The sequence below is a fragment of the Nocardioides sp. genome, assembly GCF_050699375.1.
In the GTDB taxonomy this organism is placed as follows: Bacteria; Actinomycetota; Actinomycetes; order Propionibacteriales; family Nocardioidaceae; genus Nocardioides.
In genome coordinates this window covers 1-11,459 of the sequence record NZ_JBOHDN010000295.1, presented here as the reverse complement: position 1 = coordinate 11,459, position 11,459 = coordinate 1, and the positions used below count along the sequence as shown (strand labels likewise).

Genomic DNA, 11,459 nt, shown 5'->3' with positions numbered 1-11,459 from the left:
TTCGAGGGGTCATAGTTGGGCAGGAAGAACTTCCAGGTGGCCCACCCGATGCGTACGACCCCGGGCACCAGCCCACGCCGCTCGGCATCGATCAGCTTGATCAGCCCGGCCCTCGGCCGCTTGCCCTGGTCCGGCCGCGCCGGATCGAGCGGGGTCGGGTCGTGGTCCATCAGGTAGTGCGCGCCCCTCCACCACAGCACGAGCAGCGCGAGCCCGCCGAGCGTGTAGCTGCGGACCCGGCGCAGGTAGCGCCCGTCGACGTGCTGGAAGACGTCGTAGGCCACGTTGCGGTGCTCGACCTCCTCCGCACCGTGCCAGCGCAGCAGGTCCAGCATCGTCTCGTCGGCACCCTTCTCGTCGAGTGCCGGCGAGTTGAGCACCCAGTTGCCGAGCACGGCGGTGAGGTGCTCGAGGCCGGCGATGATCGCGGCGCGCTCGATCAGCCACTCCTCCTTGGCCCTGCCGGTCAGGTCGCGGTCGCCGAGAATCTTGCGGAAGAGTGCCTCGATCTCGGCCGCGAAAGGACGGACGTCGAGGCCGTTGTCGTTGAAGTAGTCCTGCACCTCCTGATGGGCGGCGGCGTGCACGCCCTCCTGGCCGATGAAGCCGATCACGTCCTCGCGCAGCTGGTCGTCCTCGATCAGCGGCAGGATCTCGGAGAAGACCTTCACGAACCACCGTTCGCCCTCGGGCAGCAACAGGTGGAGCACGCTGACGTAGTGGGAGGCGAAGACCTCACCCGGGATCCACACCAGCGGCAGCCGGCTCCAGTCGAACTTCACGTTGCGCGGGTGCAGGGCGACCTTGGCCGGCTCGTGCCCTCGCTTGCTCGCCTTGCTCGTCCCGCTCACAGCACACCCACCTTCTCGATGAAGGCCGCGATCTCGCCGGCGACCTGCTCTGGCTCCGTCGCTACCACCCAGTGTCCACCTTCGATGACCCGGGTGACCAGCGACGACGCGTACGCCCGCGGGGCCTCGGTCTGCAGCGGCACCGTCACATAGGCGTCGTCGCGTGGGGCGAGCACCTGCACAGGCACGTCGGTCGGCCGCGGTTCCGGGCGGACCAGCTTGCCGAGGAAGTTGGCGCGGTAGAGCTCGACCCCGTTGACCTGGTCCTTGACCGGACGCGGCCCGCCACCGACGAACCGGCTGAGCAGTCCCGAGCGCACCATCGCCTCCGGGAGCAGCGGCAGCTGGAAGGCGAAGACGTACCAGGAGTGGGCCAGCTGCCGCAGCGTGCTCCCGGTGTGCCCGCGCTCACGCAGCCACGCCGTCGCCATCCCCAGATCGGGCCCCGAGATCGAGGTGTACGAAGCGATCCGGCTGCTCAGGGCCGGGGCGGTCACCGACTCCCAGGTCTGGATCGAGCCCCAGTCGTGGGCGGCGACATGCACAGGCGCCTCCGGGGAGACGGCGTCGATGACCGCCGTGAAGTCCTCCGAGAGCTGCGCCAGGCGGTAGCCGGCGGTCGAGTCGGGTACGCCGGACTCCCCCGTGCCGCGTACGTCATAGGAGACGACATGGAAACGCTCGGCCAGCACCTCGGCCACCCCGTCCCACACCGAGTGGTTGTCGGGGTAGCCGTGGATGAGCACCACGGTCCCGGCGTCGGCCGGCCCTTGCTCATAGACCGCGAGCCTCAGCCCGTCGGTCGTCTCGACCAGTCGCTCGTTCACGCATCCTCCTACGTCGCAAGGCATCCCTGACAGGTTTAATGAGACACCGTGTCCGCAAACAATAGCAAGCACGGGCCGGAGACGGGCCCCTCCGGACACGGAAAAGCACCGACCCGCCACAGACGACGATGGTCTGAGGCGGGTCGGTAGGGAACCGAAACTCCTAGGAGGCGCTGCGGGAGTCGGCCAGACGCGACTCCTCGGCCGCGTGCTCCTCCAGCTCCTTGCGCCGGGCCTCCACCTGAGCGGCGACGTCGGTCGGGTCGTCGATCAGCGCGGCCATGCCGCCCGGGACGCGTTCGAGCGCCTCGCGAGCGAAGATCTGCTGCATGGTGGTGGTCCGCTCGGAGCGGTCCTTGCCGATGAACGACATCATCCAGTGCAGGGTCGCGGTGAGCCGGTTGCGGAACCCGGTCATGTAGGCCAGGTGCACCACCAGCCAGCCGAACCAGGCGAGGATGCCCGAGAGCTTGAAGCTGCCCATGCTGAGGACGGCGTTGAAGCGGCTGATGGTGGCCATCGAGCCCTTGTCGAAGTATTTGAAGTCGCCCGGCTCCGGCTTGTTCTTCAGGCGCGCCTTGATGATCTTGGCCGAGTGCTTCCCGCCCTGGATCGCGACCTGGGCGACACCGGGCAGGTGGTCGAGGCTGATCATGTCGCCGACCACGAAGATCTCCGGGTGGCCCGGCAGGGTCAGGTCGGGGTTGACCGCGATCCGGCCGGCCCGGTCGAGCTCGGCACCGGTCTGCTCGGAGAGGGTCTTGCCCAGCTCGGAGGCCGAGACGCCGGCGGCCCAGATCTTCGCGATCGACCCGATCCGCTGGGTCTTGCCGTCCTTGAACTTCATCTCGATGCCGAACTCGTCGACGTGGGTGACCATCGCACCGAGGATGACCTCGACACCAGCCTTCCCGAGCGCCGTCTCCGCCTTGACGCCGAGCTTCTCGCCGAACGGCGGCAGCACCTGCGGCGCGGCGTCGATGAGCACGATCCGGGCCTTCTCGGACTGGATGTGGGTGAAGTCCTTCTTCAGCACTCGGCGGGACAGCTCGGCGATCTGGCCGGCCATCTCCACGCCGGTCGGACCGGCACCCACGACGACGAAGGTGAGCAGGTCGCCGACGGGCTCACCGCGCGAGGCGGTCAGCTCGGCGATCTCGAAGGCGCCGAAGATGCGGCCGCGCAGCTCGAGCGCGTCGTCGATCGACTTCATGCCGGGCGCGAACTCGGCGAAGTGGTCGTTGCCGAAGTAGGACTGTCCCGCGCCCGCGGCGACGATCAGCGAGTCGTACGGAACGCTGATCTCCTGGTTGAGGATGCTCGCCCGCACCGTCTTGGCCTCGGCATCGATCGCGTTGACCTCGCCCAGCAGCACCCTGGCGTTCTTCTGCCGGTGCAGGATGTCACGGGTCGGCGGGGCGATCTCGCCCTGCGAGAGGATCCCGGTCGCCACCTGGTAGAGCAGCGGCTGGAACAGGTGATGGGTCGTCTTCGCGATCAAGGTGACCTCGACGTCGTCTCGGCCCTTGAACTCCTTGGCGGAGAAGAGCCCGCCGAAACCCGAACCGATGATGACGACCCGGTGCTTTGCCTGGTCCGCTGACATTGCCTAAACCCTCCGCTGCTTCAGAACAAGAGAACCGTTTGAACGTTCCACTCCCATTCTGAACCATCCCGACGGATCTGTTCATTCCAGGGAGCGACTACTTCGTCACACTCGCCGGACCCCGGCCGACAGCCCCTCCACCCTGCGTGTCCGTTACCCACTCGAAACCGATAAAGCCTAATCTGTCAGGCGACAGGGACCTTGTGCCCTAGTGGTGCAGGGGCTGGATCAGAGACCTTCAAGTGCTGAAAATTCTTGCAACGAACGGCACACAACGCCATCGTATGAATGCCGAGCCGCAAGAGCAGAGGAGGAGACCATGCCGCTGAGTCGGCCAGCGCTCCTGCTCCGACCCGATTCCCGCGCCGTCCAAGATGCCCGCAACTGGGTCCGGTCCGTGTGCGAGGAGATCGAGCGTACGGACCTCGTCGACAGCGCCGAGCTGGGCGTCTCCGAGCTGGTCTCCAACGCGCTCTTCCATGGCGACGCCCCGGTGACGATCCGGCTCCGCGGCACCGTCGACCACCCCCGCGTCGAGATCCGCGACGCCTCGCCCGAGCCGCCGTTGCTCCCGGTCCCGCTGGCGCTCGACGACGAGGACGAGGTGCTCCTGACCGTCGGTCGCGGCCTCTCGATCGTGGCCAGCGTCTCGGAGGCCTGGGGTGCCGACCTCGACGTGGCCGGCAAGACCGTCTGGTTCACGCCCGCCGCCGAGATCGACGAGGGGGACGGGGTCGAGGGGGTGATCACCGGGCCGGCCGGAGCGCCTCCGAAGCCGGAGCGCCTCGGGTCGGAGACAGTCGAGGTCAGCATCCTCGGCGTACCCCTCGCTCTCTACAAGGGCTTCGAGCACCACTTCCGGGAGCTGAGGCGAGAGGTGCGCCTCCTATCGCTCGCGCACGCCGACGCCTACCCTCTCGCCGCCAGTCTCTCGGCCCTGTTCGGAGCGCTGGAGCGCCAACTCCTCGACGGCCTCGGTCACGGCCAGCTCTCCGGCGTGATCGGGACCGCCTCGAACGGTCAGCGGGAGACCGCCGACCTGCACGTACGCATGCCTCGCTCCGCCGCCGACACGGTGCGTCGCTTCATCGACATGCTCGACCTCATCGACGAGTTCTGCCGCCAGGAGCGGCTGCTCGTCCTGGCCCGGACGCCCGAGCAGGTCGCCTTCCAGCGCTGGTTCCTCGGCGAATACCTCAACCAGGCGGCCGGCGGCCGCCCGACCAGGTGGAGCACGAGCCAGATGACCGGGCTTCGCTAGCGACGTCTGCGAGAAGCCGGCCCCGTACGCTGTCCGGGTGCTGCGTGAGCATGGCGACCTGCTCGCCCCCATCGCCGCCGGTGGAGCACTGGGCTCGCTGGCCCGTTGGGGCATCGCGACCATCCTGCCGTACGGCTCGGGTGAATGGCCGTGGGCGACATTCATCGCCAACATCTCCGGCTGCCTGCTGATCGGCGTCCTGATGGCGCTCGTCCTGGGCCCGTGGTCACGCACGCGCTACCTCCGACCTTTCCTGGGGGTCGGCGTGCTCGGCGGCTACACCACCTTCTCGACCTACGAGCTCGAGACGTACGCCCTGGTCTCGACCGGCTCGACCACCGGAGGATTGCTCGCGTTGGCCTACCTGATCGTCTCGGTGGTCGCCGGGGTCGCCGCGGCCTGGCTCGGGCTGACGATCGGTCGGGTGATCGTGCTCGACAGTGGGCGCGAGGTGATGGTCGGCGGGATCGATCCCGACCTCGATCCCGACCTCGATCCCGGTCCGGCGCGAGGAGACGACCGATGAGTGTGCTGTTGGTCCTGCTCGGCGGCGCGATCGGCGCGCCGGTGCGCTATCTGACCGACCTCTACGTCCGCGAGTGGACCCTTCGACAGGCTCGGGACGGCGCCCGGGTGGACTTCCCCTGGGGGACGATGGCGGTCAACGCCGTCGGGTCGTTGGTGCTCGGGCTGCTGGCCGGGGCGGCCGCGGGCGGCGTACTTCCTGGGTGGGTTCTCACCCTGGCCGGCACCGGGTTCTGCGGGGCGCTGACCACCTTCTCGACCTTCTCCTACGAGACCGTCCGCCTGGCCGAGAACGGCCAGTGGCGGTCGGCCGCGCTGAACGTCGCCGGGTCGCTCGCGGTCGGGCTGGCCGCGGTCGGTGCGGGCTGGGCGGTCGGGTCCACGCTCTAGGCCGGGCGGCGGGTACGAGCCCGGAGCCGCTCAGGCCCAGCCGAGCTGGTGGAGCTTTTCGTCGTCGATGCCGAAGTGGTGGGCGATCTCGTGGACGACGGTGATGCGGATCTCGGCGGCCAGGTCGCTCTCGTCCTCGCACATCTGCTGAAGGGGTTGTCGGAAGACGAAGATCCGGTCCGGCAGGGTGATCCCGTAGATGTCGTTGCGGTCGGTGAGCGCGACGCCGTCGTAGAGGCCGAGGGTGTCCTGCGGTTCGCTCTCGGGCGGCCACTCCTCGACGAGCACGACGAGGTTGTTCACCTGGGCGGCAAGCTCGTCCGGAATGGCGTCGAGCGCCTGGTCCACCAGGGCGTCGAAGCGCTCTGGGCTTATCTCAATCCCCACAGGCTCTATTCTGCCGGGTGACAGATAATTCTAGGCAACCGCATCCGAAGTATTTTTCCGCAAGTTCGCGCGAGCCTCGCGCTCCAGGTCCCGCTGACGGAGCTCGCCGTTGCGCGGGCGGCCGCGGGTGCGCTTGCGGGCGACGACGATGCCTTCGTAGAAGACCTCGCCTCCCCACACGCCGTGCGGCTCCTGCCGGGTGATCGCGCCCTGCAGGCAGGAGCGCTGCAGCGGACACGTACGGCACAGCGCTTTGGCCCGGTCGGCGTCCGCGCTGGTCGCGGCGAACCACAGGTCTCCGTCCTCGATCGCGCACGGCAGCTCGCTCCAGTGCACGCCGGAATCCGCCCTGTCGGATCCAGGTCTTTCCGTCGCCACAGGCGATCCACTCATCACAGCCCCATCCCCTCGCTGGTCTCCGTCGTCAGAGATACCCACCGAAGAGGTTGGTCGGTCAGCCTGTCAGTTTTCTGTCAGTCGGCAGGGGCTTGGATCGGTCGCGCAGAGTTGAGATGTCGCCTTACCTCAGGGGATTCCACGACATGGCGACCCTGCTGGTACAAACGGTCCACACTAAGGGGAGGAAGGGCTAGGGTTTGCCACCATGCGCTCAATGAAAAGGGCCTCGGCGTCCATCACCGTGGGCCACCGACCTGTGGAGGATTTCCACCGGAGGATGGCGCATGATCGCAACAGCCGAGCCATCGCGTCCGAGACCCGCGACTGGCTGCTGGTGAAGTCTCTGCTTCAGCCTGGCGAGGTCCAGTGGGCGCGGGTCTCCGTCAAGTTCCCCCACGAGGGGAATGCCTCGGGGCACGCCTTCCTGACGGACCGTCGGGTGATGTTCGAGTTCCACGAGCGGGTCTTCTCCGTCAACCTGGCGGTGGTCACCTTCATCGGTGTCCCCCCTCAGCCGAGCCTGGGCGACTTCATCATCGAGGCCCTCGTGCCCGGGTCGTCCTACTCCACCACGATGAAGATCCGCGACAAGGATGCCTTCCACGACTTCTTCCCGACCCTCGACTACGCCGCGCGAGCCGCGGGCGCACAGCTGAACGTCGACGTCAACTGGGGCGGGGAGTTCAACGCCGGCAACGGCCAGGGCCGCGGCAACCCGAGCCCCTATGGCGTCGCACCGGCGCCCGGCTCCTACCCGAACCCGGGCTCCTACTACCCGAACCAGGGTCCGTACGGAACCAACACCGGCTCCTACGGGCAGGCGCCCAACACCGGGGCCTACCGTGCCGTCGGCAACGCGCCCTACGGCAGCCAGCCCGGGCCACAGCGGGCACGCGAGGAGGCCGCGATCGTCGAGGCCAACCTCCCCCAGGCGCTGCCCGCGTTCCTGCACGAGGGCGAGTCGATCCTGACCGGCGCCGACATGATCCAGAACATGACCGACGTCGAGATGAAGGTGATGGCCACCGCGTCTCGCCTGATCGTCGTCGAGGGCAACATCATGTGGGCCTCCCCGCTGGAGCACGTCCACGTCATCTATGCCGGCGGCGAGCGCAGCCACCTGCGACTGCTGGCCGACCGGGTCACCGAGACGATGGCGCTGACCCAGGGTCCGCCCACCGCCAATCCCACCGACCAGCGCCGCCTCGTGCTGCGTACGATGCGTGACCCTGCCGTGGGCGAGCAGCTGCACAACCACTTGACCACCAACGGTGGGCAGGTCTACGACGCCTGGCCGGATCAGTAGGTCGCTGCGTACAGATCTTCTTCATAGACATACGACGAGAGCCCCAGCCGTTCGGCTGGGTCTCGTCGTATGTCTGCGGGTCGTATCAGTCCTGCGGGTTGAAGAGGAGGCCCAGGGCAAGCGACCAGACGATGTGCCACAGGTAGACGGCGACCACTGTGCCCACGCCGTAGTTGATCGTGAAGAACCCCGGGTCCATGCCGGTCATCGACTCCGGGTGCAGAGCCGGAATCCACCAACCGCAGGAGGCGGTGGCGAGGAACAGGCCCATACCGAGCGACCGGGCGAGGTTGCTCGCGGTGGTGTGGGTCTTGCCGAGCCACGGGAAGAGGATCAGCGCGTAAACGAGCGAAAAGACCATGCCGTTCAGGTAGTGGAAACCCATACCCGACCACCACTGCATCGACGCGAAGCCGGCCTCGTTGGCCGTCGCATTCGGCGTCAGGATCATGCCGTTGAACATCGCGAAGTCCAGCGAGATGTCCATGATGCCGAGCCCGTAGACCCAGTAGCCGAACATCGTGGCGAGCTGGGTTGCGCCGAAGCCGGCCACGAGCGCGCCGATGAGACGGTTGTTGTTGACGAACTGCGGCCAGTGAGTTCCGGTGGTCTGAGCCATGACAGCCGGCTGATGCATCGCCGGCTCCTGGAACTGAGGCTGGGCCTGAGACTGCTGCGGACGCTGGTCCCAACCGAGAGCGGGGGGCTGCTGCTGCGCGGGAGCGGCCGGGGTGCGGTAGGCACCGTTCGTCTGCATCCGTGACGCAAGCTCGTCCGCACTCGCCGCATGGGGCGGCCGATGCGGGTAGTACGACGACATGGTGGTGTTGCCTCCTGAATACCGAACGTCTGTAGTCGTTCCCCCGTGCCAGGCCGAACTACGACACCGGCGCAAGCGATGCTGGATCCTCTCACGAGAGCACAGCAGCCCGCACGTTACCGTCAAATCGGCTTATATCCCACAGGGTCGAACGGCCCGAACCGGGGGTGAGATCAGCGATCTCTGGCCCGAGACTCCCACCGAAGCAGGAGCTCCACCCTCCCACGCTCCGCGGGCCGCGCGCCCGCCACCGTGCGGCGTGTCCCGCCTCCCGTCACAACCCTCCGGCCCCACCAGAATCACCCGCCACAATCACCCCAGATCGACGTCGAAAGCCGTGAAATGTGGGGCAAACAAAGAAGGGATTGATAAACGAGACGCAAACATTCCCAATCGCTATCAAAAGCGGTCTGGATAACCCGAGGACGAGACAATCCCGGCGGCAACACCGCCCACTCGACCGAGCAGCGCGCGAAGCGCCATGCGACACATCGCCCCGTGAAGCTAAGGGGGTGCGGGGGATATCCCCCGCCGCGCGCGAAGCGCGCCATGAAATGAACGAAGCGACGTGGGCTGCTTGCCAGCCACACGTCGCTTTCGAATCGTTCGGCGACCCTGACGAGACTTGAACTCGCGACCTCCGCCGTGACAGGGCGGCGCGCTAACCAACTGCGCTACAGGGCCTTGGCGTTCCCGCACTGTGCGGCAACGAGGAAAAACATAGCCCATGGTCGGAGCGGATTCACAATCGGGGACGTGCCCTACTCCTCGAAGGCTTCCTCGCCCCGGGGCGCCTCGTCGGTGAGGCCCTCGACGAGATGGTTCTTGACCATGTACGCCATCGCTCGCTCGGCGGCTCGCGCCTTGCGCCGCAGGGCCTCGACGCCGGGAGACTTCTCGTCGCTGTACGCCGCGAGCCGGGCCACCTCTCGCCCCGTCTGGCGCTGGATCTCCGACATCGCCAACCACACTCCGAGGTCCTGCTCGAGGCCCTCGCGCGCACGCAGGATGGCGGAGGTGAGCAGCTGGATGACAGTGACCTCGACGTCCTCGGCAGAGCTGGAGGACTGCACGAGGGTCGCGGCGATCGTGCCGGCGCCGGTGGTGGTGATCGCCCCGGCCGTGACCAGGCCGCCGACCATGCCACCGGGCCCGAAGGCAGAGAGCGCGCCGATGATCGCCGCTCCCCCGGCCAGGCCCGCCGGCGCGGCCAGGGCTAGCCCGATCGGACCGGCGACCAGCACCGCGGCGCCGATCCCGATGCCGACCCAGAGCTTCCACTGGTCGACCGGATAGACCGCCTTCGAGGCGGACTGCATCGCGATGTGCAGGTTCTCGCCGAGCCCGCCACCGAGTCCCATCCAGACCGTCAGGTCGTGGAAGGCCTGGCGGCGTACGTCATCGGGCACATCGATCTCGTAGGGCCGCACCGGGTTGGCGGTCGCCAGTGCGACCAGTGCGAGGACAGCCTCCTCCTTGGACAGCTGGGTCAGCGGTTGAGGCCTGGGCAGGTTCCGCTCACCCGGCCCGCCCAGAGGCGGAACCGTGGGTGGGACACGCAGGTCGAGGAGCTGTTGGGGGATGCGTACGTCATCGTTCTGATAGTTCTCGATCAGCCGCTCCAGGACCTCGTGCTGGACGACGCGCAGGGCGGCGCCGAAGCGCTCCTGGGTAGCGCCCTTGAGATGGTCACGGAGGAACTGCGCGTAGGCGAGCCAGAGCGCCAGGCGCACCTCGAGGGAGTTCAGCGCGACGTCGGGGGTGCCCTCGACCGTCGCGACCTCCTTGGAGAGGGGGCCGAAAAGTCCACGCCCGATCGCATCGGCGACCGGCCTGGCACGGAGGTAGGTCGTGGTGCGATGGTCGAGCCCGAGCCCGACCTGCAGGTCGAGAGCCCACGGGAAGTGGCGCCAGATCCCGCGCAGACCGGTCACCGCGTCGCCGTTGCTCCATACGTTGACCCACCACCCGACATGGTCCAGCGGCGCCTTCATCTCCAGGCGGTCGGAGTCCTCGTGCAGGTTCGGGTGGGCCGCCGGGCTGCCGATCGTCACGAGCCCCCTGACCGTGAGCTTCGGCGGGAGACGACGGAGCAGGTCGATCGCGATGATGGAGCCGAGACTGTGCCCGACGATGACGATCTCCCCCTCTTCGGGGAGCCCGTCGAGCACCGTGTGCAGCGTACGTGCCCTGATCTCGGGCTTGGTCACATAGTTGTGGGCCTGACGGAGCACCCTCAGCACGATCGGGGCGAACGAGTCGGTCACACCCACCGGCGACGCCGGCACCGGGGCCCCGAGAATCTCCTCGAGCTCAGCGGTCGCACGCTCGACGCGGCGGCGTACGTGTCGCTGCTCCTCCGCGCTCAGCCTCGGAACCGTGATCGGCGGGATCTTGGCATCCCTGCCGACGCCTGACCTGTCGTTCTCGCCGGTGCGCAGCACGTCGGGATACTTCGGCGCGATCACCTCCACCTCGTCGAGCCCCGGGTAGCCAGCGTCCTGCAGCGACCTGTCCAGCGCCCGCCGCCAGGCGTCACGCGGGTCGCCGTTGCCGACACCGTGAAGATAGAGAAGCGAGACCACCCCTGGATTCTCCCCTATGCCGTGGTCTCGGCTGCGTGGACCGCTCTTGGGGTCGGCGAGTCTTCGGTCGTCGGGGTTGTCTCGACTGCTTCGGTGGTCGAGCTTGTCGAGACCCCCACGCCCCCGGTGGTCGAGCCTGTCGAGACCCCCGGCCCCGGTGGTCGAGCCTGTCGAGACCCCCACACCCGCGGTGGTCGAGCCTGTCGAGACCCCCACACCCCCGGTCCTCGAGCCTGTCGAGCCCCGCACACACCCGGTGGTCGAGCTTGTCGAGACCTCCCTGCCGGAACGTTCGCTTCGATGGGTTGGTGTGGGCCGCCGACCCATTCTGGAGGGTGTTCTCGATGCGCCCCGGAGTCAAGGACGGGCCTCCGGCCCGCCGGCTACGCCGGCCGCTGCGCGGTCCTGGACACCGGGACCCATCGAGAAAAGACCTGGCTGATTATCGGGGCGGCGGCCCGGGTGTGGCGCGGAGTTTCGTTGCTTGCTTCTGCTGGGGTTG

At 67.8% G+C, this 11,459-nt stretch carries 11 protein-coding genes and 1 tRNA gene; 4 read left to right on the top strand and 8 right to left on the bottom strand.

Going from position 1 to position 11,459, the window contains the following annotated elements; genetic code table 11:
- The 3 genes from ACRDPS_RS21185 to ACRDPS_RS21175 form a co-directional block, all read right to left on the bottom strand.
- Nucleotides 1-851: metal-dependent hydrolase (locus tag ACRDPS_RS21185; protein ID WP_431503644.1), on the bottom strand; the 851-nt coding region annotated here is incomplete at its 3' end.
- On the bottom strand, nucleotides 848-1,678 hold the full coding sequence (locus ACRDPS_RS21180) for an alpha/beta fold hydrolase (protein ID WP_431503643.1): 831 nt from the start codon (nucleotides 1,676-1,678) through the stop codon (nucleotides 848-850). The genes ACRDPS_RS21180 and ACRDPS_RS21185, both read right to left, overlap by 4 nt.
- Before the next feature lie 163 nt (nucleotides 1,679-1,841).
- Entirely contained in the window at nucleotides 1,842-3,284 is a 1,443-nt protein-coding gene (locus ACRDPS_RS21175) for an NAD(P)/FAD-dependent oxidoreductase (protein WP_431503642.1), read from the bottom strand.
- A 319-nt stretch (nucleotides 3,285-3,603) separates the two neighbouring features.
- Between ACRDPS_RS21175 and ACRDPS_RS21170 the strand changes: the two genes are divergently transcribed.
- The 3 genes from ACRDPS_RS21170 to crcB are packed head-to-tail and all read left to right on the top strand — an operon-like array spanning nucleotide 3,604 to nucleotide 5,460.
- Nucleotides 3,604-4,545 (top strand): ATP-binding protein, encoded by a 942-nt coding sequence (locus ACRDPS_RS21170; RefSeq protein ID WP_431503641.1) that lies wholly within the window; start codon nucleotides 3,604-3,606, stop codon nucleotides 4,543-4,545.
- A gap of 37 nt (nucleotides 4,546-4,582) precedes the next feature.
- Nucleotides 4,583-5,071: a fluoride efflux transporter FluC gene (locus ACRDPS_RS21165; protein ID WP_431503640.1), complete on the top strand. Its 489-nt coding sequence runs from the start codon at nucleotides 4,583-4,585 to the stop codon at nucleotides 5,069-5,071.
- On the top strand, nucleotides 5,068-5,460 hold the full coding sequence (gene crcB / locus ACRDPS_RS21160) for a fluoride efflux transporter CrcB (protein ID WP_431503639.1): 393 nt from the start codon (nucleotides 5,068-5,070) through the stop codon (nucleotides 5,458-5,460). The genes ACRDPS_RS21165 and crcB overlap by 4 nt, the downstream gene beginning before the upstream one ends.
- Nucleotides 5,461-5,490: 30 nt before the next feature.
- On the opposite strand, the gene ACRDPS_RS21155 is transcribed toward crcB, so the two are convergent.
- Together ACRDPS_RS21155 and ACRDPS_RS21150 are read right to left on the bottom strand one after the other, a co-directional pair.
- Nucleotides 5,491-5,847, bottom strand: a complete 357-nt coding sequence (locus ACRDPS_RS21155) for a metallopeptidase family protein (RefSeq protein ID WP_431503638.1) — start codon at nucleotides 5,845-5,847, stop codon at nucleotides 5,491-5,493.
- 30 nt (nucleotides 5,848-5,877) lie between these two features.
- Nucleotides 5,878-6,183 (bottom strand): WhiB family transcriptional regulator, encoded by a 306-nt coding sequence (locus ACRDPS_RS21150; RefSeq protein WP_431503637.1) that lies wholly within the window; start codon nucleotides 6,181-6,183, stop codon nucleotides 5,878-5,880.
- A gap of 340 nt (nucleotides 6,184-6,523) precedes the next feature.
- On the opposite strand from ACRDPS_RS21150, the gene ACRDPS_RS21145 reads away from it, so the two are divergent.
- Nucleotides 6,524-7,552, top strand: a complete 1,029-nt coding sequence (locus ACRDPS_RS21145; RefSeq protein WP_431503636.1) for a hypothetical protein — start codon at nucleotides 6,524-6,526, stop codon at nucleotides 7,550-7,552.
- A gap of 85 nt (nucleotides 7,553-7,637) precedes the next feature.
- Here the strand turns inward: ACRDPS_RS21145 and ACRDPS_RS21140 are convergent, their stop codons facing one another.
- The 3 genes from ACRDPS_RS21140 to ACRDPS_RS21130 form a co-directional block, all read right to left on the bottom strand.
- On the bottom strand, nucleotides 7,638-8,372 hold the full coding sequence (locus tag ACRDPS_RS21140) for a hypothetical protein (protein ID WP_431503635.1): 735 nt from the start codon (nucleotides 8,370-8,372) through the stop codon (nucleotides 7,638-7,640).
- A 610-nt stretch (nucleotides 8,373-8,982) separates the two neighbouring features.
- A tRNA-Asp gene (locus tag ACRDPS_RS21135) sits at nucleotides 8,983-9,056 on the bottom strand.
- Nucleotides 9,057-9,133: 77 nt separating this feature from the next.
- Nucleotides 9,134-11,173: a hypothetical protein gene (locus tag ACRDPS_RS21130; protein WP_431503634.1), complete on the bottom strand. Its 2,040-nt coding sequence runs from the start codon at nucleotides 11,171-11,173 to the stop codon at nucleotides 9,134-9,136.
- Between the last annotated feature and the right edge of the window lie 286 nt (nucleotides 11,174-11,459).

Coding starts and splice junctions, on each gene's coding strand:
- ACRDPS_RS21145 (WP_431503636.1), top strand. CDS start 6,524: ATGGCGCATGATCGCAACAGCCGAGCCATCGCGTCCGAGACCCGCGAC.
- ACRDPS_RS21175 (WP_431503642.1), bottom strand. CDS start 3,284: ATGTCAGCGGACCAGGCAAAGCACCGGGTCGTCATCATCGGTTCGGGT.
- crcB (WP_431503639.1), top strand. CDS start 5,068: ATGAGTGTGCTGTTGGTCCTGCTCGGCGGCGCGATCGGCGCGCCGGTG.
- ACRDPS_RS21140 (WP_431503635.1), bottom strand. CDS start 8,372: ATGTCGTCGTACTACCCGCATCGGCCGCCCCATGCGGCGAGTGCGGAC.
- ACRDPS_RS21170 (WP_431503641.1), top strand. CDS start 3,604: ATGCCGCTGAGTCGGCCAGCGCTCCTGCTCCGACCCGATTCCCGCGCC.